Origin of the sequence: Tunturibacter empetritectus, assembly GCF_040358985.1 — a bacterium.
Lineage (GTDB): Bacteria > Acidobacteriota > Terriglobia > Terriglobales > Acidobacteriaceae > Edaphobacter > Edaphobacter empetritectus.
On the sequence record NZ_CP132932.1, the window covers coordinates 2,059,933 to 2,083,495 of the forward strand.

The following is a 23,563-nucleotide window of genomic DNA, read 5'->3' on the forward strand; positions in this document are numbered from 1 at the left end:
GGCTTTCAAGTGGGTGGGATGCAGGAGATGTTGGTTAGGTCTTCTACGAAAATGGTTGCCTGAGCGGTGCGAAGTTTATAGCCAGCCTTTGGTGCGGGCGATGCGGGCTGCGTCGACGCGATTGGAGGCGCCCAGCTTGGCGATGGCTTCGGACAGATAGTTACGTACGGTGCCTTCGGAGAGATGGAGTTCAGAGGCTATCTCGGTGCTGCTGCGGCCGTCGCCGGCGCGCTGGAGGATCTGGCGTTCGCGGTCGGTGAGGGGATCGAGTTCTGCGTTCCAGGCCTCGGCGGCGAGCGCGGGGTCGACGACACGCATGCCTCGGTGGACGCGGCGGACGGCGTCGGCAAGCTCTTTCGCGGGCCGATCCTTGAGGAGATAGCCGCGGGCCCCGGCGTCGAGCGCTCTGCGTAGGTACCCCGGGCGGGCGAAGGTTGTAAGGATGATTGTGCGAACGTTAGGATGGCTGGTGCGCAGGTTTGCGGCTAGTTCGAGGCCGGTCATGTGAGGCATCTCGATGTCGGTGACGAGGACGTCGGGTTTCATGCGGCCAACGGCTTCAAAGGCATCGCGGCCGTTCGCTGTGGTGGCGATGACGGAGATGTCGGCTTCGAGCTCGAGCAGTGCGGAGAGGGCGCCCAGCACCATGGCTTGATCTTCGGCGAGAACAACTCGGATGGCGGTGCTCATGTGGTCACGAAGGGAGCTTTGATTTCGCTCGAATGTGTCGACGATGTTAGGTCGCTCTGGGTGTTGGGAGTGTGAGGAAGCTCGATGAGGATTGTGACGCCTGGGCTGGTTGTGATGGAGAGGCGACCGCCGAGCGATTGGACGCGCTCTCGCATTCCGCGGAGGCCGTTACCCTCTCTGATCCTGGGCTGGTTTCCGTCGTCGGTGATCAGGAGAGAGTGATAACCGTCTTCGGAGCGATCGAAGCGAATGCGACACTGCGTGGCCTTGGCGTGCCGCACGATGTTGGTGACCGCTTCGCGAACGGTGAGACACAGAACGGTCTCTTCCGGGGCATTGAGTTGAGGGACTGGAGACTCGCAGGAGAGCGCGACACCGGCGGATTGGAGGGTTTTCCGGGTTCGCTCCATTTCGGCGGTAAGGCCCTGAGACCGATATCCACCAATGGCCTCGCGGACTTCGCTGAGGGCTGTTCGCGCGGTCGCTTCAACGTCGGCGATCTCGCGGACTGCACGTCGCGGGTCGCTCTCAATGAGCCGGCCGGCGAGCTCTGCCTTGAGCACGATGACAGAGAGTGTGTGACCGAGGACATCGTGGAGGTCGCGGGCGATGCGTTCGCGTTCGGCTACGGCGGCTAGGGCGGCGTTTTCTTCCTGGGCGAGGCGGAGCTTGCAGTCGGCGCGTTTCTGCTCGGCGAAGAGGATGTTGCCGCCGCCGATGAGGAAGACAAGGAAGATGGCGATGAAGACGTTCGGCCATCCGATGTAGAGGGAGCGGTGGGGTGCGTTGAAGAGGGCGCCTTCGGCGGCAATGAAGAGAGCTTCCAGGAGGAAGAGAGAGAGTACGCGGCGTTTGGATTCGATGCTGAAGGGAAGGAAGGCGGCGGCGTAGACGAAGAAGGTGGAGCCCCCGCCGTTCCAGGGAAAGGTGATGAGGCCGAGGGCGAAGGTGGCGGCGATCATCCAGTAGCGGGTAGGGCGGCCTTCGTCGGTGGAGCGAACGTAGCCGGTGAAGAGGGCGAGGAAGGCTGCGAAGACGGCGAGAGTGCCAATCCACAGGCGGGGGCTCGGTTCGAGGATGGGGTTGATGAAGAGGAAGCCGACGTAGGCGAGCCAGAGCCATGCCCAGTTTCGTGTGTGCCGCTTCGAGGTGTTGTCGGTGGTGCTCATAGATTGTTCCAGTGCAGTTTACGCCGGTTATCGGGGTTTAGAGTTCAGATCTTAGAGGGGGCACCTCAAGAAAAGGAAGTGTATGGCTGCGAGGGACACATAAGAGGTAGAGGAGTGCGGCCGGTCTAGAGGTTGAGATGAAATGTGAACTTCAACCAGCCCTCCCATAGGTCGCTCCAGCTGTGGGACAGGATGCCGGGTCGCAAGTTCTTTCGCCATGCCGCCAGGATCCCGTAGAGCACACCAAGGATACTGATTACGGCGACAGCTCTCCAACCCCGGGGGTGGATCAAACCGAATACAAGGCCCTGGAGAAGAATGCCGAGCCAGAGGCGCCCCGTCAGTGCGCTGAACTGGCGTTGCAGGTAACCGCGAAAGATCAACTCTTCGCAGAATCCGGCACTGAGTGAGACCGCGATCCAGACACCGATCTCGAACAAACCGCGAACTGGAAAGGTCTCGTCGTGCGGGCCGGTGGGTGTAGCGAAGAACCGGGCAAGCACCGCGAACGCTGCAAATGCAGTCGCTTCCCAGAGGACCCAGAAAGGCGCCGCAATCGCGAGATCTCTGAGAACGTCGCCTACACTCGACCAATGCCGGCCGGAGAGCTTCAGCAGGCTGCCGCCCCCGGATCGCACGCCGCTCCAGACATAGTAAAGAATGCCCCAATCGAAGAGGAGCGACTCGATGAATCCGGGAATGATTCTTCTCTGAATTGGCTGTGAGCCGAGGGCCGGCTGCGCGACTTCGGTATGGTCGGCAGCAGGTCCGTATTGGAGCGCAAAGCCGATTGCGAAGACAGCACAAAAGATTGCGAGCAGGCCAAGCGTGTGTTTATAGCTCGCTACCGGTTCAAGACTTCGCCGATCTTGATCTGAGATGCTGTCCCGATCTTTTAAGTCCTGCATTAAGGCCTCTCTCGGTTTGTGAGACTCGATACCTTACTGAGGGTTGAGGGTTACATGTTCTGTTCCCTGCGGTGGAAGAGGAGGCGGCTGAGGCCCAGCATCAGGAGGGTGAAGCCGAGGAGGGCGCTCCAGTGGCTGGCGAGGGGCATGGTGTCTCCGTAGTGGAAGACGTGAAGCATGAGCTGGGAGAGATGGTAGGTGGGGAGGAAGGGCGCGAAGCCCTGCAGCCAGTGGGGCATGAAGCGGATGGGGACCCAGAGGCCGCTGAGGAAGGACATGGGGAGGTAGATGAGATTGATGATGCCGGGCGCGGCGTTGGCGGGGACGAGGAGTGCGAGGAGCAGACCCATGCTGGCGAAGCAGACGGAGCCGACGACGGTCATGCTGAGCATCTTGACCAGTTCGGCGGGGGAGAGGCGGACGTCGCCGAAGGCGGTGCCGACGAGGGTGAGGATGCTGACGATGATGAGGCCGAAGGCGACGGCGGCGGCGCATTTGGCGAACAGGTAGGCGGAGACGGGCATAGGGCTGGCGCGCTTGAGTTCGAGCCAGCCGGCGGCTAGATCGGAGGAGAGGCCGACGCCGATGCCGAAGAGAGCTGATCCGATGAGGCCGAAGCAGGCGTAGCCGGCGAGCATGTATTTGGCGAGGTGGACGGAGCCGTCGTAGGCGTGGCGGTTGGCCAGCCCGAAGATGACGTAGAACATGACGGGAAAACCTATGGTTGCAAGAGAGAAGGAACGGGTACGAAGGAGTTTTACGAACTCGTACTTTGCTTCTTTGCGGTAGATGTCGGGGACGTTGGTTCCGGCGGGTTGGAGGATGGCGGCGGGGTACATTGAAGTCTCCTTGTCTGGGTGAGGCGCGGATGATGGCATGAATTGTCAGGCCTTGGTAAGGGCCAGGAAGGCATCTTCGAGGGCCGGGCTCGCGATCTCGAGTCCGCTGAGAGTTTCGTCGCGCAGCAGCATCTCGCGGACAACCTCCTCTGCGTTGACTGCGGTCACGATGGTTGCCTCTCCGTGGTGCTCGACGCCGGTTACGGTGGAAAGAGATCGCAAAAACTCGCTTGAAAGGCTTGTGCTGCAGCGAATTCTTCGCCCGCCGCTGTTGCGTTTGATCTCGGCAGGCGTGCCTTCGCAGATGACGCGGCCTTTGTTGATGACAATGATGCGGTCGGCGAGGGCGTCCGCCTCTTCGAGGTAGTGCGTGGTGAGGAGTACGGTCTTGCCCATGGCGGAGAGGACGCGGATCTCTGCCCACAGGCCCCGGCGAGCCTCGATGTCCATACCGACGGTGGGCTCGTCGAGGAAGATGAGGTCGGGGTTGCCGCAGAGGGCGAGGGCGAAGAGGACACGCTGCCTCTGGCCGCCGCTGAGCTGGCCGAAGAGACGGTCTTCGATGCCCTGGAGCTGCGCGATGCGGAGGATGTCTGCGGTGGGGAGAGGATTCGGATAGTAGCTGCGAAAGAGGTCGAGGTGTTCGCGGACCTTTAGCATCTCGGTGATGCGCGAGATCTGGAGCATGGCGCCGACGCGGTTGCGGGTGGCAGCTTCGCGGGGATCACTGCCGAAGACGCGGGTAGCGCCGGAGGTGGGCGCGATGAGGCCGAGGAGGAGCTTGATGGCGGTGGATTTGCCTGCGCCGTTGGGGCCGAGGAGAGCGACGATCTCGCCGGGATGCAAGGAGAGGTTGAGACGGTCGAGGGCGAGTGCGTTGCCGTAGCGCTTGGTGACGCCGGTGAGGCTGGCGATGGGCTGCTTCGACGCGATTTGAGTTCCGTTGGTGGGCCGGGCTTCGGTCTCGTAGGCGATGGCGGTCAGCGGCATGATCGGTCTCCTGTATTGAATTACAGGACGATGATGCGACGGATTGTGCGGCGACAGTAGTGTGGGACGTCAGGAGTTGGAGGTGACAGATGTCATGCTCTGCCGTCGACCGGAGAGCGGTCTTCTAGAATCGTCCGATACGCTTAGTCTATGCACGATGAGAAAAAGATTCTTCCCTTCGCCGCGCTGTTCGTCGGTATCATTTCGATCTCCTGGTCAGCGATCTTCGTGAGATGGACTGACATGTCGGGAGTGGCCTCCGCGTTTTACCGGGTTCTGATTGCTTCGATCGCTCTTTGGATCATTCTGTTGGCGCAAAGAGGCAGTCGCCTGCGCATTTCGTCGCGGTCAGTGCCGCTATCGGCTCTGGGGGGCATCTTTTTTGCGGCGGACGTAGGTCTCTACAACGTAGCCGTTCTGCACACATCGGCTGGCAGCGCTACTTTCCTAGGCAACAACGCTCCCATCGTAGTTGGTCTAGTCACATGGTTCCTAACAAGAAAGCTACCATCCTTCAGATTCTGGGTGGCTCTGGCAATTGCCATTCTGGGAACATGCCTTATCGTTTCGATCGACTGGAATCATATGCGGTCCTCCTTCTCTGCGGATTTGTTGGCCTCTATCGCTTCGATCTGCTTTGCGTTTTATCTTTTGACCACAGAGCGACTGAGAACGAATACGGATACAGTGACAATTGTCGTGCTATCCACTACTGCAAGCGCGGCCGCTCTCTTGGTGTTTTCTTTTGCGGCGCATATCTCGCTAGCTATTCCGGGGTTCCAGTCACTCTTAGCTGTTGCGGGGTTAGGTTTTATCTGCCAACTGACGGGATATTTCTGCCTTACCTACGCCCTCGGACACGTACCCGCAACGGTCTCCTCAATAGTCTTACTTGCCGTCGCGCCAATCACAGCGCTTCTTGCATTCTTTCTCTTTGGAGAACAGATGACGAGGCTACAAATTTTGGGTGGCGGATTTATACTCGCGGCGGTCTGGATTATTGCTAATCAACCACAGCCTTCAAGTTTAGAAACATAGGCTCTCATGCTTGGAAGCTGCTACCGAGACTACATATAGTCAACGCCGTACTTAGTCGGGATCTGGGTGAAGGCGATGCGGGTGGGTGCGGATTCGCGGGCAGGAAGCATGCCGGCGAAGTGCAATTTGGTGTGTCCGTATTTGAGGTTGAGCTTGTCCATGGTGGACGAGAGGCTAGCGCGGTTGTTGGGGTCCGGGAAGAGCCGCTGTTGCAATTCATCGTCGGGGATGAGGTTATGCAGGGTGATGGCGAGAAAGAAAGGCTTTTGCTGCTCCGAGCCTTTAGGGCACTGCCGCCAGATGCCCTGCAGGGCTTCGAGGAGAGTAAGGGTGTCATTGCAGGCCTCGAATCGGGCCTCCATACCCCAGGAGGCGTGCTCAATGCCGCTGGAGTGGCGGCGTGACTTTTCTGCGTGGGCGATCTGCTCTCGCGTAAGGGCGAAACGGATGTTGAAGCAGAGCGAGGTGGTGTGAAATTTTTCCATACGCAGGCGCATGGCGGCTTTGTGGAGAAGCTTATGGGCGACGGCCCAGGCTCCGGTGATGGTGCGGAACTGGGGTGCGAGGACGTGGGAGTGACCCAGGGTCTTCTGGACGTCGGAGGCAGGCGGAGCTCCGTCGTCGCCAACATCGATGCCGCGGAGCCAGTGGTAGAGGCGGTCGCCCCATACGGAGTCCCAGAGCTTGTGCATGCCGTTGCGGTCGAGAGCGAGAAGCTGCTCCATTGTGGTAATGCCTTTTTTGTTGAGGCGGGCTTCGGTGCGGGCGCCTACACCGGGCAACTCACGGAGAGGGAGATGGGCGATGGCGCGGGGCAGCTGCGAGGGCAGGAGGCCTATGAGTCCGTCGGGCTTCTGCATGTCACTGGCGACCTTGGCGAGGTAACGGTTGGGCGCCATGCCGATGGAGCAGCGAATGGCTTCACCTACGTTCTTATAGATGGACTGCTTGATCGCGAGGGCGATCTTGCGTGCGTTAGGGGGCTCCTGTTCGCGACCTATAAGCTCGCAGACGGTTTCGTCGATGGAAGGTATTGAAGTGACATGGCATGCTTGTTCAACAGCTTCTTTTACCGCGTGGGAGTACTTGGAGTACTCGGTGTGGCTGCCTTCGATGAGAATGATTCCGGGGCACAGCTTTTTGGCGTCGCCTACGCGGGTGCCGGTCTTGATGCCGAAGGCTTTGGCCTCGTAGCTGGCGGCGATGCAGCAGGTCGTGTCGGCCATGGTGGGGACCACTGCCAGGGGACGGCCGCGGTATTCGGGGTGCAGTTGCTGCTCAACCGACGCGAAGAAGCTGTTCAGGTCGATGTGCAGGAAATGGAAGCGGTCGGGTTGGGCGGGGGTAGACACGGCTCGTACTGGAGATTATATTCGCCTTTTATTTGCTTTTGGCGTTGTCTTGAATGATGTCGTAGGTGATGCCGAAAGGGTCGCGAAAGTATAGGGAGTTCTGGCCTTCGCGGAGGATCTCGCAGCCGTTGTCCAGCAGGGATTGCCTTGCGGCGTTGATGTCTTCGACGGTGAAGCTGGGGATGGGCGGCTGGGTGTTCAGATCGCGGTTGACGTAGAGGAGGAAGTGGCCGGTGTCGTATTCGAGGTAGCCGTCGGAGCGGGACAGGAGTGTGAATTTCATCACGTTGGTATAGAAGTTTTCGGCGGCCGTGATGTCTTCGAGGTGGATGGCGACGCAGTTGTTGGATTTGAACATTTTCGGCACCTCTTGGAGCGTTTGATACTGATTGTAGGCGCCTGCTGGAATGTGGAGACTTGGAATGCGATGAAAGTGGCAGGACTGTTGCGGTGGTGCGCTGCTAGAATTCCGTTCTATGGCAGCAGCCGAGCATCCCGTTCAAGCAGACGTTCCTGTGGAGAAGTCCCTCAATCATCAACGCAAACTGGCAGAGCTTGCCGCTCGCCACGCTATCGCCGAAGAGGGCGGGGGCGAGGAGCGGCGGGAGCGCGAGCGTAAATCGGGCAAGCTTTCGGCGAGGGAGCGGGTTGAGTTTCTGCTCGATGAGGGCACGTTCGAGGAGACGGACAAGTTCGTTACGCACCGGGCGACCGACTTTGGCATGGCCGAGCAGCGTGTTCCCGGCGATGGATTTATCACTGGCTACGGGCGGGTGCATGGGCGAGTAGTGTTCGTGTTTGCGCAGGATTTTACGGTGTTTGGCGGGTCGCTTTCTGAGGCGAATGCGGCGAAGATCGTGAAGATTATGGACATGGCGATGCGTGTAGGCGCGCCATTGGTGGGACTGAATGACTCGGGTGGGGCGCGCATCCAAGAGGGCGTGGTTTCACTGGCCGGGTATACGGATATCTTTCTGCGAAATACGCTGGCGAGCGGAGTTGTGCCGCAGATCTCGGCGATTCTGGGGCCGTGCGCGGGAGGCGCAGTGTACTCTCCGGCAATCACGGACTTTACGGTGATGACGGAGAAGACGAGCTATATGTTCGTGACCGGGCCGGATGTGATCAAGACGGTGACGCACGAGGACGTGACTAAGGAGGCGCTGGGCGGCGCGGTGACGCATAACGAGATCTCCGGCGTGGCGCACTTTATGGCGCATGACGATCAGGAGTGTCTGGCTACGGTGCGGGAGTTGTTGAGCTTTCTGCCGTCGAACAATCTCGACGACGCACCAAGAAGGCCGACACAGGATGATCCAGGGCGTGCGGATGCTGCGCTCGACACGATTATTCCTGAGGAGAGCAACCAGCCGTACGACATGGTGGATGTGATCTCGCGCGTGGTGGACGATGGCTACTTCTTTCAGGTGCAGGAGCACTTTGCGCGAAATATTGTGGTGGGATTTGCGCGTATGGCGGGGCGGCCAGTGGGAATTGTGGCGAATCAGCCGGCGTTTCTTGCGGGTGTGCTGGATATCAACGCGAGCGTGAAGGGCGCGAGGTTTGTGCGGTTCTGCGATGCGTTCAATATTCCGCTGATCACCTTTGAGGATGTGCCGGGATTCATGCCGGGGATTCAGCAGGAGCATGGCGGCATCATTCGTCATGGAGCGAAGTTGCTGTATGCGTTCGCGGAGGCGACGGTTCCGAAGCTTACAGTGATTACGCGCAAGGCCTATGGCGGGGCGTACTGCGTGATGAGCTCCAAACATCTACGAACGGATTTAAACCTGGCGTGGCCGACGGCGGAGATCGCGGTGATGGGGCCTGAGGGAGCGGTGAATATCGTTTACAAGCGTGAACTGGATTCAACCGTGCGCCGGGCTGAGGCGATGTGGCCGCAGGGGAAGGCGTTTACGGAAGAGGAGAAGCTGGCGATTCTGGCTGAGGCTCGCAAGGATAAGGTGGAGGAGTTTCGCGAGCGGTTTGCTAATCCCTATGTGGCGGCAGAGCGGGGTTACATCGATGCTGTGATCAGGCCTAGTGAGACACGGCGACGGTTGAATTCGGCGCTCGATATGCTGGCGACCAAGCGGGATAAGAATCCTGCCAAGAAGCATGGCAACATTCCGCTGTGACAACTTATCTACTTTCAGCGCTGACGAGAACAACGTTGCTGGGAACGGCTCGACACTTTTCGGAGCCGGATGGGCGCCAGATGGTGCCGTCGTTGTAGCGGATCTCATTGAGGTCTACCCAGCGGAGCGCGCCTACCCGATTCATCCAGACATCTGCATTGCTTAGGGTTTTGTCATCGGCCGAACGCTCCAGCAGAAACGACTTTGAGACGGTGTCGCGTGTGTTTGCCTCGGTGGACCGGAAGTCTGTGGGAACGATGCGACCCTTCGGAGAGACACCATAGACGGTGACTTCAATGCTCTCGATGGCAGCTATGGGGGGTTGATCGAGGGTGATATGCAGTCCCAGAACTGGGCCATTCTTGTCAGCGTTATTTGCAGAGAGGACTTGTGCGGTTGACTGTCGGTTTGCTCGGAAGCCGATAGGGCAGTCCGTTCCGCCGGGAATGCTTCGCAGTATGACTGCAGAGGCGTCGGGCTTGCTGCCGGAGGCAGTGGAAGATTGTGCGAGCGAGGCGGTGGCTGCGAGAAGAAAGAGGGTGGCCGAGAGACGGTGCATGGAACCTCCTGCGTTTCAAAAGGTCTACTGTCTAAGACGCTACTACGCGCGGGCAGTGAGTTCAAACCAGACGCGTCTGGGCAGGAGGAGCGCTATTGCGTTGTGCCGGTGAGGAAGATCTGCTCAGAGTGCGCCGCGATGACGCGATAGAGACCGAACTGTCGCGCGTTCTGGCTGCGGAGTTCAAAGAGCAGGCTGGCGCGATTGCTGGCCTCGGCATCGACGACATCGACGAAGCGCATGAGCGGCGTGCGGTCGAGGTGGGCTGCGTCGGTCACGCTCTGAATGGCTGGTTTTAGCTCGCCGAGGCCGTTGTCCTGCGCGACGATAGTGACGTAGTGCAGAGCTGCTCCCGTGCCCGCGGTGTGAGCGGAGTATACGTAGGTGGCGGCACCGCCATAGCTGAGGGTGTAGGCCTTCAACTCTTCGTCAGACAGGAGGACGGACGGCGAAGCGGTGGCTCGGTGGGTCCGCGTGGTAGTGGTTGTTTTCTTTACTGTCGGGACGGGGGTTGTTGCGGCAGGTTTGGCACCCGTTGCGTTGTACGCGGCGAGTTGCGCCTGGGCCATGGTCTGCATCTTGGAGAGAACGGCTGCGTGCTGGGCAGCGTCCTCCCACTCGAGGGTGAAGGCGTGAGGGTCTCGACTGGCCGCATCAGAAACCGCAACCATCTGATGAAGATTTTGGGGGATGCCGACGAGTTTTGGAAGCTCGGTCTCGGTCATCGCGCTGGTGGGCTTGCCGCGATGGAGGTTGGGCCGGTTGGGGTCGTCGTTGAGCGAGCCGGTACCGGTGACTGAGTTGGTGTCGTGCGCTCTCTTGGCGTCTTCGGCGGAGTGGCGCTTCAGGGTTGGGCGATCGGGGTCGTCGGATGGAGTTGAGCTGGCAGTGGTCGATCCGGTGTCCGCGGTGGAGGTGTCGGATGTTCCAGAGGGTTGACGCTTCATGGTCGGTCGGTCGGGATCGTCGGCAGGGGTGTTCGGCGTGGTGGATGTTGTGGTGGTGCCGTCGGTGCTGTCGGACCGGCGTTTCATGGTGGGGCGATCGGGGTCGTCCGTGGAGGTGGAAGCAGTAGAGGTTGTTGAAGTGGGGGTACTTGAACTGGAGGCGTCGGTGGTGGCGCTATCGGATCGGCGCTTCATGGTCGGGCGAGTCGGATCGTCGTTCGCTGCAGTTGTGTCGGTGGCGGTTTTAGCGTCGGCGTGATGGCTGGTGTCGCCTTTGGATCCGGTGAGTACGGGCAAGGTCTTCGAGGGCTTGAGAGCTGCAGCTTTCTTTGGTGCGGCCAGCGGCTTGACGCTGCCATAGCCGAACCAGCCGTCGTCGTAGGCGAGATCGCCGGTGGCCTCGACGGCCTGCAGATGCCTTGCGTAAGCGAGATCGAGATAACCCTTATCGATGCCTGCAGTTTGGAGCTCGTAGACGTTTCCGCTCAGCAAGGCAAAGGGTACGGGGCGGGCGACGTAGATGCCGGCGTCTTCAAGCTTGCCGTCGATGAAGAGAGAGACGGGAATGAGGCGGCTGGCGGCTGGCTTGGCGAAGTCGCCGGTCCACTCGTAGACGCCCACCGCGCGGACGACCTGTTCGGGCTTGGCGACCTTGTGCATCTGGGCCCAGGAAGTGGGACCGCAAAGGAGCAAAGCGGCGAAGACGAGGACGCGATGGGGTCTGTATCTCATAGGGCTGTCATCGAGATTAGACGCTATTTGTAGCTCAAAGTCCTGCCCAGTTGCGCGGCTGACTTTTTAGGGTTAAGGCCTGGTTGATGGGGATGTTCGGTACCATGCAGGGTATGGATTCTGCGATGTTGCTTGAGGTGAAGGATCTTACGGTCGGCTTTGGGCGGCATGCGGCTGTAAAAGGTATCTCGTTCCAGATCAATGCTGGCGAGACACTGGGGCTGGTGGGGGAGTCGGGGTCGGGCAAGTCGGCGACTTCGCTGGCGGTGCTGCGGCTGTTGCCGGAGAGCGCGCGAGTGAGTGGGACGATTCGATTCGACGGCGAGGAGCTGCTCGTGCTGCCTGAAGAGGCGATGCGGCGAAGGAGGGGGCGCGAGATCGCGATGATCTTTCAGGAGCCGATGACGGCGTTGAATCCCGTGATGCCGGTGGGGGCACAGATTGCGGAGGCCGTGGCGGCCCATCATCCGGAGGTGGGACGAAGAGCAGTGAGGGCGCGGGTTTTGGAAGCGATGGAAGAGGTTGGTCTGCCGGAGGTTGAACTGAGAGCCAAGGACTATCCGCATCAGTTTTCCGGAGGTCAGCGGCAGAGGATTTTGATCGCAATGGCGATTGTGAATCGGCCAAGGCTGTTGATCGCTGATGAGCCGACGACGGCGCTGGATGTGACAGTGCAGGCACAGATTTTGGAGCTGTTGAAGGCGCTTCGGCGGGAGTATGGGTTGGCTATGCTGTTCATCTCGCATGATCTGGCGGTGGTGTCGAAGGTGGCCGACCGGGTGGCGGTGATGCAGCATGGGGTGATTGTGGAGCAGGCGGAGGCGAGGAGGCTCTTTCTGGAGCCTCAGCATGCTTATACGCGCAGACTGCTGGCTTCTGCTCCGACAATGAAGACGGACCGGACTATGCCTCTGGCTTCAGAGCCGCTGGCCTCGGGTTGAGCGGTGATTGTAGCGCGGGAGCCTAGTGATTTCCCTGAACGAGTGAATGTCTATAGACTTGAGAATTGTGTCTTATGTCGTTTAGGGCCCTTTTGACCGTATGCGCGCGCTGGTTATTTCTGACATTCACGGGAACCTCGAAGCATTGAACGCAGTTCTTGCCGCGGCAGAGCCGTATGACGTGCTTTGGAACCTGGGTGATGTGGTTGGGTATGGGGCAAGTCCGAATGAGGTTGTAGCGCTGATGCGGGCGAACGCGCAGGTGAATGTGCGGGGAAACCATGACCGGGTGTGTTGTGGGTTGACCTCGGCGGTGGGGTTTAACCCTGTGGCTAGAGCGGCTGCGGAGTGGACTAAGGCTGAATTGACTAGAGAAAATCTGGCTTGGCTGAAGGCGATGCCGCAGGGGCCGGTGGTTCCGGAACAGCCGAATGTGACTTGCGTGCATGGGTCGCCACTCAATGAAGATCAGTACATCTTGAGCAAGCGGGATGCGTGGGCTCCGCTGCAGCAGGCGGCTACGGCGATTACGTTCTTTGGGCATACGCATCTGCAAGGGGGATTCTCGCAGAAGGAGCATGACTGGCACGAGATCAAGACGCAGTTCAGGACGAGGAACGCGGCGGAGAGCTGGAAGATGTTGATTCCAGAGGAAACGCGGCACCTGATCAATCCGGGGTCGGTGGGGCAGCCGCGGGATTCGGATTGGCGGGCGGCGTTTGTGGTGTATGACCTGGAGGCGCGGGAGATTATTTATCATCGCGTGCCGTATGACCTGACGGCGGCTCAGGGGCGGATCCTGATGGCTGGGTTGCCGGAGAGGCTGGCGGCTCGTCTGCGCGAGGGAAGATAATTTTTTGGAATGGTTTTTTTTGGATGGGGTTTTGCGAAAATGTGGGCGCAAAACGTGGTTTTTGGGTGGCGTAAACATGGTGAATTGCGTGGTAAATGTGGTGAATTAACATGCACTTTTTGTGGTGACGAAAGATGCGCCAAGTTTTTCAACTTTATTTTTGGATGCGGATGGAGGAGCGAAGTACGGGGACTTTGCCGGATACCGCAGAACGCACCGGTCCGCTGCAGTTGAGAGTTGTGGCAGCAATCCACTGCGCTGCTCAGGATGAAACTGTGAGTAGCTTCGGTCGAGACGTGTTTGGGTTTGACGGCGCTTAAGCAGTTTGCTGGGCAGCCTGGTCCCGGTTCTGTTCCTGAGCTTCGGAGACGACTGGGAGTTTGGCGGCTTCCCAGGCGGCGAGACCACCGGCTACTTCGATGAGGTTCGTGATGCCGTGCTGGTGCAGGATGCTGGCGGCGATGGAAGAACGATAGCCGCCAGCGCAGTGGACCGCAATGCGGCGGTCGCGGGGGATCTCGGCAATGCGCTCTTGTAAGTGGCCGAGTGGAATGTTTACGCTGCCGGCGATGTGCCGGGTGGTCCACTCGCGTGGGTTTCTGATGTCGAGCACCAGAGGCGGAGTTGTTGTTGCTAGTTCTTCTGCGGCTACCTGGGCGGTGACGCGTTCTGTTGGCCACACCAAGTCTGGCCTGTTTGCGAGCGCTTCCATGCCGCCTGAGAGATAGCCTCTGATGTGATCGAAACCGATACGGCCCAGGCGCAAGGCGGCTTCCTGTTCCCGTCCCGGCTCAGCGACGATGACGATGGGTTTGGCCCGATCGAGAATTGTGCCTGCCCAGGTTGCATATTGGCCGCCTAATCCAATATTGATACTGCCGGGAAGGTGACCCTTGGCATACTCGGCGGCATCACGGACGTCTAGGATATGAGCGCCCACGTAACCCATTGAGAGGACCTCATTGAGATCGACGGGATGAAGACCCTCCTGAAGACTCTTATCCAGGGTGGCGTGCTCGCGAGTATTGAGGATCGCGTCGTAGGTGAAGTATGCCGGAGCGTCGGGCTGGTCGGCGGTGACGATACGAATGAACTCCTCTTTCGACATCGGCTGGAGGGCGTAGTTGAAGCGTCGTTGATCTCCGAGAGAGGAGACGGTGTCGGAGGAGAGGTTTTTGCCGCAGAGCGATCCCGCACCGTGCGCTGGGTAGACGAGGGTTTCGTCGGGGAGCGTCATGAGCTTGTTGTGGAGGGAGTTATAGAGGTGTCCGCCGAGCTGGTTTGCGGTCCAGCCGAGGGAAGCTCGCAGGTCGGGCCGGCCAACGTCACCGATAAAGAGCGTATCGCCGGTGAGGACTGCATGCGGTTTTGCCGGGTCTTTCTCGAGATCGAAGACCAGGATCGAGATGGATTCGATGGTGTGGCCGGGGGTTTCGAGGACCTGCAGGCGCAGTCCGGGAAAGTTCAGCGTGTCGCCGTCCTTGATGCGTACAAAGGGATATTCGGCCTCTGCGCGAGAGCCGAGATAGATGGTTGCGCCGCAGCTGTCGCGCAGCTCGAGATGGCCAGCGATGAAGTCCGCGTGGAAGTGCGTCAGGAACACGGAGCGGATCTGGAGGCCGAGCTTTTCGGCGTCGGTGAGGTATTGCTGGATGTCGCGCTGCGGGTCGACGATGATTGCGGTTGAGCTTGCCTCGTCTCCGATGAGATAGGAGGCGTGGGCGAGGCAGCCCAGATAGTACTGTTTCAGAATCATACGATCACCTTCGTGATTACGACGGCAAAACAGATGGTATGACTATTTGCTGAGAATGAGTAGCGCGACTCCATGCTCGGGGATGTTGCGGGAGTAGAGCCCGGCGCGTCTTCCCAGATCCTTGTTCTCCCAGACGTCGCGGAGAGTCGCCCCTTGAGCGAAACCGATCTGGTTGAGGTCGAGAGCTACGTCGCGGGAGTCCAGAGCAGTGTTGAACATTCCGACAGCGACTCTTCCGTCGGCGAGAGGTTTGGTCCAGACAGAGAAATCGCCGCGCTGGTAGAGGCGAGTGGCTTGCTTGCCAAGTGGGTCCTGATCGATTGCGATGGCTTCCTTGTTGAGGAGGATGCTCTTGTCTTCGGGAGACATTTTGCTGAGATCGTTGCCTGCAAGCAGAGGAGCGGCGAGGAGAGCCCAGAGGCTCATGTGGGTTCGGTACTCGCCTGTGGTCATGTGGCCGTTGCCGACTTCGAGCATGTCGGGATCGTTCCAGTGTCCGGGGCTGGCGAATGGGGTGAGATCGGCTTGCTCGAGGCCGATGATGGTCATGCGGCCCCAGGTGTCGTTGATGTCGTCGGTGGTTCGCCACATCTGAGCGCCTACTTCGGGACCCCACTTCCAGACTTCAGCGATACCGTACTGGCAGAGGCTGTAAAGGATGGGACGGTTGGTCGCCTTGAGGGCGTCTCCCATCTTGCGAAAGGCGTCGATCATCATCTTGAAGGCGGCGTCGGTGTTGCCGTTGTTCTTTGCGGTGAGCTCGCGCATGGGGTCCTGCATGGAGCAGAGGTCGTACTTGAGAAAGTCGACGCCCCAACGGGCGTACATCTGCGCGTCTTGCACTTCGTGACCGAGGCTGCCTTCGAAGCCTCCGCAGGTCTTCGGTCCAGGCGAGGAGTAGATGCCGAACTTGAGGCCCTTGGAGTGGATGTAATCGCCGAGCGCCTTCATGTCGGGGAAGCGACTGTTGGGATGGAGCTCTCCGTTGGCGTCGCGGGTGCCTTGCCAGGTGTCGTCAACGTTGACGTAGACATATCCGGCATCACGCATGCCGGTGCTGACCATGAGATCGGCTGCGGTGCGGACGTCGGCGTCGGTGACGTGTTCTGCGAAGTGATTCCAGCTGTTCCAGCCCATCGGCGGAGTTGCGGCGAGCGTGGACTGGGCGCGCGACGTTGGAGACTGCCCGACACAGAAAAGAACGAACGGAATCAAAACTGCTTTACGAAGAACCATTTTTGCCTCCGACAACTAGAGAAGCATACAACGCCGGATGCACATTGGCAGTCCCATGACGCGATGGCGAAGTATTTAATCCGAGAGCCAGGACCTGTCATGCCTGCTGGTTTGGTATCCATGCGAGCCACGCCAGCGTTGCGGCCAGGAGAGTCATCATGAGAGGAAAAAGGGGATTAAAAAGCCCCATCGTGAAGCACAGAACGGTTCCCAGACCCACCGTTCCCGTAATGATGAGAGCGCCGTAGGAGGTCCAGCGCGGCACTAACACGAGCAGGGCGCCTGCTGTATCCAGAGCTCCGGAGGCGTAGCGGAACCATTGTCCCCACCCGATTGCGTTGAAGAAAGGGATTGTTCCCATAGTGCCGGTGAGCTTTTCGATCCCGATGCCGAGGAAGAGTAAGCCCACGAGGACTCTAAGAAACCAGGTGATGATGAGACGCACCTTACCTGTTTCTGACTTCATAATTTTTTTCCTTTTAGGAAAAGAACCGAATCGTCGACCAGAGTTCCTCGCAAATCGCGATTAGATTAGCACACGGAATTTCGAAGTGGCGCCAGGTAGTCGGGGGCGGCGTCAAGTCAGGCGAGTTGCTGCTCTTCGAGGGTCAGGGAGAGTTCTTCCCACTCGGCGAGGAGGGTTGTGCGTTTGGTACGGAGGGCGTCGAGGCCGGCAGCGTCTTTTTGCGATTGCTCTGCGGAGGTGAAGTTGCCGAGGCGGGCTTCGGCTTCGGCGATGAGGGTTTCCAGGTGGGGGATCTCTTCTTCGGCGTGGCGAAGGCGGTCTTCGAGCTGCTTCAGCTTGATGGGGTTTAGACGCTTGATTGGGATGGTGGGTTCAGAGGAGGATGGTGCCCACACATCAGAGTCGATGTGTGGAGCACCCAGATCTGTAGCGGGTTCGAAAGATGACGATCGAGCTTCGCTCGATAACCCACCCTTCACAAAAGACGTGAAGGATGGGGCACCCGGATTTGTGGCGGGCCGGGCTGGAGGGAGGGAGTTTGTAATCTGTTCGGTTACTTTTTCGGGGCCGCCCTGTTTGCGCCAGAGATAGTCTTCGTAGTTGCCGGGGTAGATGTGGAGGCGGCGGTCTTCGACCTCGAAGACGCGGGTGGCGAGGCCGTCGATGAAGTAGCGGTCGTGGGAGACGAAGAGGACGGTGCCGGTGAAGTTGCGGATGGCGTCGAGCAGGACGTCTTTGGCGCGGAGGTCGAGGTGGTTGGTGGGCTCATCGAGGAGGAGGAAGTTCGAAGGCGAGACGAGCATCTTGGCCATGGCGTAGCGGTTGCGTTCGCCGCCGGAGAGGACGCCGAGTTTTTTGAAGACGTCATCGCCGGAGAACATGAAGCAGCCGAGGAGGGAGCGGAGTTCGACGACGGGGACTTTGGGGGCGGCTCCGCTGATGTCGTCGAGCATGCCGGCGGCGGGGTCGAGCACCTTGTACTGGTCCTGCGCGAAGAAGTCGGAGAGGACGTTGTGGCCTTCGCGAATGGTGCCCGCGGTGGGCTCTTCCTGTCGGCTGAGGAGGCGGATGAGGGTGGATTTGCCTGCGCCATTTGCGCCTACGAGAGCGATGCGGTCGCCGCGCTCGATGGAGAAGTTGAGGTTGTCCAGAATTAGTTTTTCACCGCCGGTGGGAGTGGGGTAGACCTTGGTGAGGTTGGAGACCTCAATGACGGTGCGGCCGCTGGCCGGGGGCTGCGGGATGGAGAAGTGGATCGTGGACTCGTCCTCGGGGACTTCGATGCGCTCGATCTTTTCGAGCTCCTTGATGCGGGACTGGACCTGCTTTGCTTTGGTGGCCTGGGCGCGGAAGCGGTTGATGAAGGCTTCGAGGGCGTCGATGCGGTCACGCTGATTTTTGTAGGCGGACATCAGTTGCGTGCGGCGCTCTTCTTTTTGCGCGACGTACTTCTCGTAGTTGCCATGGTAGGTGTGCATGCGCTTGTTCCAGAGTTCAACGGTCTTGTTGACGGTGACGTCGAGGAAGTAGCGGTCGTGCGAGATGAGGATGTAGGCGTTGGGATAGTCGTGGAGGTAGTTCTCGAGCCAGTTGCGGGATTCGATGTCGAGGTGATTGGTGGGCTCGTCTAGTAGGAGGAGTGAGGGTTTTTGCAGGAGGAGCTTGGCGAGCGCGATGCGCATCTGCCAGCCGCCGGAGAACTCTTCGGTGTTGCGGTCCCAATCTTCTTTGGAGAAGCCGAGGCCGCCGAGGACCGCGCCTACCTGCGAGTCGAGGTTGTAGATGTCGTGGACGTGGAGCTGGTCGGCGATATCGGAGTAGCGCTCGGCGGCGGTGGCGTACTCCTTCGATTTTGGGTCGGCTTCGGAGAGCGTGGTGGTGAGGGCGATGGATTCGCGCTCGAGCTCGTGCAGGTGGTCGAAGACGGAGAGGCATTCGCTGAAGACGGTGCGGCCGCGGAGGGCGAGGCCGTCCTGCGGGAGGTAGCCGAGGGTGACACCCTTGTTGCGGGTGATGACGCCGTAGTCGAGGGACTCGATGCCGCCGATAATCTTGAGGAGGGTGGATTTGCCGGTGCCGTTGCCGCCGACCAGGCCGGTGCGCTCGTCTGGGTTGATGAGCCAGTTCGCGTCTTCAAAGAGGAGTTTTTGGCCGAAGCGTTTGCCGGCTGCTGAGAGTTGGAGCATTTGTTTCTATTTTCTCATTGGTGGGTGTGTCCTGCCGGACAGGCCCACTACCGTGGGGCGGTCACTTCGTGACTTGTATACCTTGTTTGGGTGAAGGGATTGCGGTGGTCCTCCTGATGCTCGAAGGAAAAGATAGCGCCGACCAGCGGGAGGCCCTATGTCTATCATCCTGCCACGACCGGTATACACGTCACGAAGTGACCGCTGCCCGCGCAGGGCGCTCGTCCGGCAGGACAGAAATATGTTTTCCAGGTTTGTCGCTCTTCTCCGTCTAACACGATGTTCTTGATACGCATTCTTTTGCTCAAAGGACTGTTTATGATTCGATGCTTCGCTTTTCTGCCTCTGCTTGCCTTCTCTTACGTCGTGGCGCAAGAGCCCACGACCGCGCCGACCCGGCTCACCATCTACAACCAGGACTTTGCGGTTGCCCGGACGACAGTTCCGCTGGATCTTCATGCAGGAACGAACGAGGTTCTGACGACGAATGTGACCGGACAGCTTGAGCCGGATTCGGTGGTGCTTCGCGAGCCGAGCGGACGCAACCTGGTGCATGTGGCGGAGCAGAACTATGACGCGGCGGTGGTGGACCAGCAGTGGATGATGGAGAAGTATGAGGGCAAGACGATCGATTTTCAGATCCAGGGACCGCAGGTGATGGAGAGTGCAACGGGTGAGCAACGGGTGATTCCGGCGAGAACTGTAGAGGGCCGGATCATTCGCGCGGGCGGTCAGGCGGCGAATGGATATCCGTACAACCAGCCATTGATCGAAGTTGGCGGGAAGATGCAGTTTTCGATGCCGGGAGTACCGGTGTTTCCGGCGACGACGGACGGGCTGTTGTTGAAGCCTACGCTGCGATGGCAGATCGATGCCGAGAAGGCTGCGCGGTTTTCTGCGGAGCTCGATTACATCACGCATGGGATGAACTGGCAGGCCACCTACAACGTGGTGGTGCCGGAGACAGCCGATACGACGGGGCCGGAGCTGGCGGAGATTATCGGCTGGGTGACTATCGAAAACAAGACGGGGACTGACTTTCCTGAGGCGACGATTCAGTTGATGGCGGGGGATGTGGCGAAGATCCAGGATCTGCGGGCCCGTGACAGGGCTGCGATGGCTATGAACCAGAACGCCATGATTCTGGCTTCGGCAGGTCCGCAGGTCACGCAAAAAGCGTTCGATGATTTTCATCTGTACGATCTGCATCGCACGGTCTCACTTCGTAACGAAGAGACCAAGCAGGTGCAGTTTCTCGAGGCCACGAATGTGACCGTTCGGCGCACGTATCAGTTTGAAGGGAACGGCCCGGTTACACAGGGTTTTTATCCTGGATACCATAACGATCAGATCGGATCTTCAAACTCCGGCAACACCCGCGTTTCGATCTTCGAGGAGATCAAGAACTCTGAGTCGAACCATCTTGGGATGCCTTTACCTGGAGGCCGACTGCGTCTTTATCGGCGCGACACCGGTGGTCAGATGCAGTTTGTGGGTGAGAACATGATCCTGCACACGCCGGCTGAGCAGACGGTCAAAGTGATTAGCGGGAATGCCTTCGACCTGACTGCTGCGCGGCGTCAGACCGACTTCAAGGTGGACAATATGAAGCGGGTGATGGATGAGAGCTTTGAGATCAAGCTCTCGAATCAGAAAGCGCAGCCGGTAACGATTCACGCCGTGGAACATATGGGCCGCGGAGAGAACTGGGAGATCACCGCGAAGTCTTCTGAGTTCACCAAACGAGACAGCTCCACGATCGACTTTCCCGTGACGGTGCCAGCGAAGGGCGAAGCGATCCTGACCTATACGGTGCACTATAGCTGGTAGAGCGAGATTGCATGGAGAAGCGTGGGTCCTGCCGGACCGGCGTCCTGCGCGGGCGGCGGTCACTTCGTGACTTGTATACCCCTTCGGTTGGGGCTCCTGTTGGTCGCGAACTGGATTTTGTGCCGACCAACGGAGGACCTCCGTCTGCGCAGGGCACACGAAGAATCCGTTTGAGAGCTGCGGTTCGTACTTGGAGTGACTATGCGATTACGTTCGGCAGTCCTTCTCTTTTTGATGGCGATTACGGCTTCAGGCTGGGCTTCGGCTCCTGCGGCGCAGACAACGTTGCATTGGCAGCCGTGGTCGGATGCAGCGTTTGCAGAGGCGCGGGCGGAACATAAGTTTGTGCTGCTGGACCTGGAGGCGGTGTGGTGCCACTGGTGCCATGTGATGGATGATGTGACGTATCGCGATCCGGCGGTAGTGCGGCTGCTGAATCAGCGGTATGTACTGGTGAAGGTGGATCAGGACTCGCGGCCGGATATCTCGAACCGGTATCAGGACTACGGGTGGCCCGCTACTGTGGTGTTTGCGGCGGATGGGTCGGAGATTGTGAAGCGGCAGGGGTATCTGCCGCCGCGGCTGATGTCGTCGATGCTGCAGGCGATCATTGACGATCCTTCGCCGGGGCCGAGCATCGAGAGGGAAGCTGTGTTTCGGCCGGCTTCGGATTCGGCGATCAGGCCAGCGCTGATGGCGAGGATTGAGGCGCAGTATGAGAAGCAGTATGACAAGCCCATTGGCGGGTGGGGGTTTGTTCATAAATATCTGGATGAAGAGTCGGTGGAGTATGCGATGCGGCAGGGTGCGCGTGGGAACGCCGAGTATGCGAAGCGTGCGGCTGATACGCTGCATGATGCGACGAACCTGCTGGACCCGGTTTGGGGTGGGATGTATCAGTACTCGGTGGGGCGGCATTGGACGGAGCCGCATTTTGAGAAGCTGATCTCGATCCAGGCGGATGCGTTGCGGGAGTATTCGCTGGCCTTTGCGCAGACGCAGAGTCCGGAGGATCTGAATGCTGCGCAATCTGTGCATGGTTACGTTACAAATTTTCTTACTGCGTCTTCGGCGGGCGTATTTTTGGTGTCGCAGGATGCGGATCTGCATGATGGGCAGGAGAATGAGGCTTATTTCAAACTTTCGGATGCGGCGCGGCGGGCGCAGGGTATTCCTCGGGTGGATACGCATGTTTATGCTCGCGAGAATGGGTGGATGATTAGTGCGCTATGCGATTACTATGCCGCGAGCGGCGACGTGTCTGCGCTGGCCCAGGCGCGGAAGGCTGCCGGATGGATTGTGGTGCACCGGAGTTTGCCGGGGGGAGGCTTTCGGCACGACGATGTGGATGCGGCTGGGCCTTATCTTGGGGATACGCTGGCGATGGGGCAGGCTTTTCTGGCGCTCTATAACGTTACGGGGGATCGCGGGGATTTGAAGGTTGCCGGGGCGGCGGCGCAGTACATTGCGGCACACTTTGCGCCGGCTGCGGCGGGTAGGGGATTTGTTACGGCACAGACGCCGACCGATGCTGCGTATCGGCCGCATCCTGATCGGGATGAAAATGTTGCTCTGGTGAGGTTCGCTTCGGCGCTTGCGGTGGCTTCCGGAGAGGATCGGTTTCGGGCTACTGCTGCGGAGGCGATGCGGTATCTTGCGGCGGAGTCGGTTGCGCTGCAGCCGCTGTCGGCTGGGGTTCTGCTTGCGAATGAGGATATGACGGAGGCTCCGATTCACGTCACTGTGGTTGGCTCGGCTGCGAGTGCTGAGGTAATGGCGCTGCATGCGGCTGCGCTGCGCTCGATTACGTCGCATGAGGTGATTGAGATACGCGATCCGGCGGACCCGGCGCCGCTGCCGACCAGCGTTACGTATCCTCCGTTGAAGCGGGCGGCGCTGTTTCTTTGTACGGCACAGGCTTGCTCGTCGCCAATCTTTCGCGGGGAGGATGTTCGGGCCAAGATTCAGCGGGCGCAGCTTCAGGTACAGCGGTAGGGATGTGGCCTTCCGGCCGGGACCGCTACGCGCGGTGCGGTCACTTCGTGACGTGTATACCCCTTCGGGTGGCGCTCCCGTTGGTCGCGAGGAGATCTCTTGCCGACCATCGGGAGGTCCGAGGCGAAGCCGGTATACGCGTCACGAAGTGACCGCCGCCCGCGCAGGGCGCCCTTCCAAGCAGTTCGAAAACGAACAGTGTTTCGTGTGTTTGGACAGTGGTCAGAGAGGATGTTGCTGGTCGCTTCTCCGTTATGTTCTGGGCTGGCAAGAGTTAGGCTTTTGAGGTCAAACGAAAGTTTGGCTGCGGAATTGCATATTTTTCTTAGCGGAGTTCTCGATTGCGGAGGCTGGGATGGCTTATTTCGAACGAGTTAGAGATGTAGTCTCGGGGCCGTTTAGCCCGGAGATGATGAGGCAGCGGACGGCTGCCGGATGGCAACTGGTGTCGATGGAGTGGAGGCGGGAGCTGCCGGATCAGGAGGCTCCGACGGAGGGCGCGTTTCGAGAGGAGATTCCTTATGGGCTGCGGATCTCAGAGGACTGCACGCGGCTGGAGGTGGACCCAAGGGAGAACCAGACGCTGATGTTGATGATGGAGCTGCTGGGGCAGGACTTTTCGTATGCGAGCATCGTCAGCGACCTGAACGAGAAGGGCTTTCGAATGCGCAATGGCGGGTCGTGGAACAGGGTGGCGGTGTTTAAGATGATGCCGCGGCTGATCGAGGTGGGGCCGCGGCTGTTTTCGTCCGAGGAGTGGAGGGGGCGAGAGAAGCGGCTGTCGCAATTCAGGAGCACCGAGGGGATTTAGCGCGTCGTTGGCGTTGCTGACCTAACCGTTGCTAGACTCTTCGCTTCAACTCTCGTTGTGGGGCTTTCGTGGGGGTGTGCTCGTCTAACCGATAACGACACGGTGCGAGACGGGTAGCATGGAAGCT

Annotated in this window: 20 protein-coding genes; 7 read left to right on the forward strand and 13 right to left on the reverse strand. The window is 59.4% G+C overall.

Annotated elements, in window-relative coordinates; genetic code table 11:
- Window positions 1-75: 75 nt before the first annotated feature.
- The 5 genes from RBB75_RS08610 to RBB75_RS08630 form a co-directional block, all read right to left on the reverse strand.
- Window positions 76-690: a response regulator transcription factor gene (locus RBB75_RS08610; protein ID WP_179640410.1), complete on the reverse strand. Its 615-nt coding sequence runs from the start codon at window positions 688-690 to the stop codon at window positions 76-78.
- Window positions 687-1,859, reverse strand: a complete 1,173-nt coding sequence (locus RBB75_RS08615) for a sensor histidine kinase (protein ID WP_353070185.1) — start codon at window positions 1,857-1,859, stop codon at window positions 687-689. Before RBB75_RS08615 ends, RBB75_RS08610 begins: the two co-directional genes overlap by 4 nt.
- Window positions 1,860-1,984: 125 nt before the next feature.
- Entirely contained in the window at window positions 1,985-2,767 is a 783-nt protein-coding gene (locus RBB75_RS08620) for a CPBP family intramembrane glutamic endopeptidase (RefSeq protein WP_353070186.1), read from the reverse strand.
- 50 nt (window positions 2,768-2,817) lie between these two features.
- Window positions 2,818-3,606, reverse strand: a complete 789-nt coding sequence (locus RBB75_RS08625) for an ABC transporter permease (protein WP_353070187.1) — start codon at window positions 3,604-3,606, stop codon at window positions 2,818-2,820.
- A gap of 45 nt (window positions 3,607-3,651) precedes the next feature.
- Window positions 3,652-4,596: an ABC transporter ATP-binding protein gene (locus RBB75_RS08630; protein WP_353070188.1), complete on the reverse strand. Its 945-nt coding sequence runs from the start codon at window positions 4,594-4,596 to the stop codon at window positions 3,652-3,654.
- A 150-nt stretch (window positions 4,597-4,746) separates the two neighbouring features.
- Between RBB75_RS08630 and RBB75_RS08635 the strand changes: the two genes are divergently transcribed.
- Window positions 4,747-5,634, forward strand: a complete 888-nt coding sequence (locus RBB75_RS08635) for a DMT family transporter (protein ID WP_353070189.1) — start codon at window positions 4,747-4,749, stop codon at window positions 5,632-5,634.
- Between the two features lie 29 nt (window positions 5,635-5,663).
- Here RBB75_RS08635 and RBB75_RS08640 read toward each other — a convergent pair whose 3' ends face one another.
- Both RBB75_RS08640 and RBB75_RS08645 read right to left on the reverse strand, forming a co-directional pair.
- Window positions 5,664-6,986, reverse strand: a complete 1,323-nt coding sequence (locus RBB75_RS08640; protein WP_353070190.1) for a DNA polymerase Y family protein — start codon at window positions 6,984-6,986, stop codon at window positions 5,664-5,666.
- 28 nt (window positions 6,987-7,014) lie between these two features.
- A complete protein-coding gene (locus RBB75_RS08645) occupies window positions 7,015-7,344 on the reverse strand; it encodes a VOC family protein (RefSeq protein ID WP_179640417.1) in 330 nt (109 codons plus the stop codon).
- Between the two features lie 118 nt (window positions 7,345-7,462).
- Between RBB75_RS08645 and RBB75_RS08650 the strand changes: the two genes are divergently transcribed.
- A complete protein-coding gene (locus RBB75_RS08650; protein ID WP_179640418.1) occupies window positions 7,463-9,124 on the forward strand; it encodes an acyl-CoA carboxylase subunit beta in 1,662 nt (553 codons plus the stop codon).
- A gap of 4 nt (window positions 9,125-9,128) precedes the next feature.
- Here RBB75_RS08650 and RBB75_RS08655 read toward each other — a convergent pair whose 3' ends face one another.
- Together RBB75_RS08655 and RBB75_RS08660 are read right to left on the reverse strand one after the other, a co-directional pair.
- Complete coding sequence (locus tag RBB75_RS08655) at window positions 9,129-9,683, reverse strand: hypothetical protein (RefSeq protein WP_353070191.1); 555 nt, start codon at window positions 9,681-9,683, stop codon at window positions 9,129-9,131.
- A 92-nt stretch (window positions 9,684-9,775) separates the two neighbouring features.
- Window positions 9,776-11,362, reverse strand: a complete 1,587-nt coding sequence (locus RBB75_RS08660; protein WP_353070192.1) for a hypothetical protein — start codon at window positions 11,360-11,362, stop codon at window positions 9,776-9,778.
- Between the two features lie 113 nt (window positions 11,363-11,475).
- Between RBB75_RS08660 and RBB75_RS08665 the strand changes: the two genes are divergently transcribed.
- Window positions 11,476-12,303, forward strand: a complete 828-nt coding sequence (locus RBB75_RS08665) for an ABC transporter ATP-binding protein (RefSeq protein WP_353070373.1) — start codon at window positions 11,476-11,478, stop codon at window positions 12,301-12,303.
- Between the two features lie 100 nt (window positions 12,304-12,403).
- Window positions 12,404-13,156, forward strand: coding sequence for a metallophosphoesterase family protein (locus RBB75_RS08670; RefSeq protein WP_353070193.1), 753 nt, complete (start codon window positions 12,404-12,406; stop codon window positions 13,154-13,156).
- A 316-nt stretch (window positions 13,157-13,472) separates the two neighbouring features.
- On the opposite strand, the gene RBB75_RS08675 is transcribed toward RBB75_RS08670, so the two are convergent.
- The 4 genes from RBB75_RS08675 to RBB75_RS08690 all read right to left on the reverse strand — a co-directional run bounded on the left by RBB75_RS08675 (window position 13,473) and on the right by RBB75_RS08690 (window position 18,800).
- Window positions 13,473-14,912 carry an MBL fold metallo-hydrolase gene (locus tag RBB75_RS08675; RefSeq protein ID WP_353070194.1) on the reverse strand — a complete coding sequence of 480 codons (1,440 nt, stop codon included), beginning with the start codon at window positions 14,910-14,912 and terminating at the stop codon, window positions 13,473-13,475.
- Window positions 14,913-14,954: 42 nt separating this feature from the next.
- On the reverse strand, window positions 14,955-16,148 hold the full coding sequence (locus RBB75_RS08680; protein WP_353070195.1) for a glycoside hydrolase family 27 protein: 1,194 nt from the start codon (window positions 16,146-16,148) through the stop codon (window positions 14,955-14,957).
- A gap of 97 nt (window positions 16,149-16,245) precedes the next feature.
- Window positions 16,246-16,614 (reverse strand): DoxX family membrane protein, encoded by a 369-nt coding sequence (locus RBB75_RS08685; protein ID WP_353070196.1) that lies wholly within the window; start codon window positions 16,612-16,614, stop codon window positions 16,246-16,248.
- Between the two features lie 116 nt (window positions 16,615-16,730).
- On the reverse strand, window positions 16,731-18,800 hold the full coding sequence (locus RBB75_RS08690) for an ABC-F family ATP-binding cassette domain-containing protein (protein WP_353070197.1): 2,070 nt from the start codon (window positions 18,798-18,800) through the stop codon (window positions 16,731-16,733).
- Window positions 18,801-19,118: 318 nt separating this feature from the next.
- Between RBB75_RS08690 and RBB75_RS08695 the strand changes: the two genes are divergently transcribed.
- From RBB75_RS08695 to RBB75_RS08705, 3 genes are all read left to right on the forward strand, one after another.
- Window positions 19,119-20,630: a DUF4139 domain-containing protein gene (locus tag RBB75_RS08695; RefSeq protein ID WP_353070198.1), complete on the forward strand. Its 1,512-nt coding sequence runs from the start codon at window positions 19,119-19,121 to the stop codon at window positions 20,628-20,630.
- A 201-nt stretch (window positions 20,631-20,831) separates the two neighbouring features.
- Entirely contained in the window at window positions 20,832-22,625 is a 1,794-nt protein-coding gene (locus RBB75_RS08700) for a DUF255 domain-containing protein (protein ID WP_353070199.1), read from the forward strand.
- A gap of 355 nt (window positions 22,626-22,980) precedes the next feature.
- Window positions 22,981-23,436: a hypothetical protein gene (locus tag RBB75_RS08705; protein WP_179640429.1), complete on the forward strand. Its 456-nt coding sequence runs from the start codon at window positions 22,981-22,983 to the stop codon at window positions 23,434-23,436.
- Window positions 23,437-23,563: the final 127 nt, after the last annotated feature.

Excerpts from the sequence above, each read along its gene's own strand:
- RBB75_RS08610 (WP_179640410.1), bottom strand. The coding sequence starts at position 690 with ATGAGCACCGCCATCCGAGTTGTTCTCGCCGAAGATCAAGCCATGGTG.
- RBB75_RS08615 (WP_353070185.1), bottom strand. The coding sequence starts at position 1,859 with ATGAGCACCACCGACAACACCTCGAAGCGGCACACACGAAACTGGGCA.
- RBB75_RS08620 (WP_353070186.1), bottom strand. The coding sequence starts at position 2,767 with ATGCAGGACTTAAAAGATCGGGACAGCATCTCAGATCAAGATCGGCGA.
- RBB75_RS08625 (WP_353070187.1), bottom strand. The coding sequence starts at position 3,606 with ATGTACCCCGCCGCCATCCTCCAACCCGCCGGAACCAACGTCCCCGAC.
- RBB75_RS08630 (WP_353070188.1), bottom strand. The coding sequence starts at position 4,596 with ATGCCGCTGACCGCCATCGCCTACGAGACCGAAGCCCGGCCCACCAAC.
- RBB75_RS08635 (WP_353070189.1), top strand. The coding sequence starts at position 4,747 with ATGCACGATGAGAAAAAGATTCTTCCCTTCGCCGCGCTGTTCGTCGGT.
- RBB75_RS08645 (WP_179640417.1), bottom strand. The coding sequence starts at position 7,344 with ATGTTCAAATCCAACAACTGCGTCGCCATCCACCTCGAAGACATCACG.
- RBB75_RS08650 (WP_179640418.1), top strand. The coding sequence starts at position 7,463 with ATGGCAGCAGCCGAGCATCCCGTTCAAGCAGACGTTCCTGTGGAGAAG.
- RBB75_RS08655 (WP_353070191.1), bottom strand. The coding sequence starts at position 9,683 with ATGCACCGTCTCTCGGCCACCCTCTTTCTTCTCGCAGCCACCGCCTCG.
- RBB75_RS08660 (WP_353070192.1), bottom strand. The coding sequence starts at position 11,362 with ATGAGATACAGACCCCATCGCGTCCTCGTCTTCGCCGCTTTGCTCCTT.
- RBB75_RS08665 (WP_353070373.1), top strand. The coding sequence starts at position 11,476 with ATGGATTCTGCGATGTTGCTTGAGGTGAAGGATCTTACGGTCGGCTTT.
- RBB75_RS08670 (WP_353070193.1), top strand. The coding sequence starts at position 12,404 with ATGCGCGCGCTGGTTATTTCTGACATTCACGGGAACCTCGAAGCATTG.
- RBB75_RS08675 (WP_353070194.1), bottom strand. The coding sequence starts at position 14,912 with ATGATTCTGAAACAGTACTATCTGGGCTGCCTCGCCCACGCCTCCTAT.
- RBB75_RS08680 (WP_353070195.1), bottom strand. The coding sequence starts at position 16,148 with ATGGTTCTTCGTAAAGCAGTTTTGATTCCGTTCGTTCTTTTCTGTGTC.
- RBB75_RS08685 (WP_353070196.1), bottom strand. The coding sequence starts at position 16,614 with ATGAAGTCAGAAACAGGTAAGGTGCGTCTCATCATCACCTGGTTTCTT.
- RBB75_RS08690 (WP_353070197.1), bottom strand. The coding sequence starts at position 18,800 with ATGCTCCAACTCTCAGCAGCCGGCAAACGCTTCGGCCAAAAACTCCTC.
- RBB75_RS08695 (WP_353070198.1), top strand. The coding sequence starts at position 19,119 with ATGATTCGATGCTTCGCTTTTCTGCCTCTGCTTGCCTTCTCTTACGTC.
- RBB75_RS08700 (WP_353070199.1), top strand. The coding sequence starts at position 20,832 with ATGCGATTACGTTCGGCAGTCCTTCTCTTTTTGATGGCGATTACGGCT.
- RBB75_RS08705 (WP_179640429.1), top strand. The coding sequence starts at position 22,981 with ATGGCTTATTTCGAACGAGTTAGAGATGTAGTCTCGGGGCCGTTTAGC.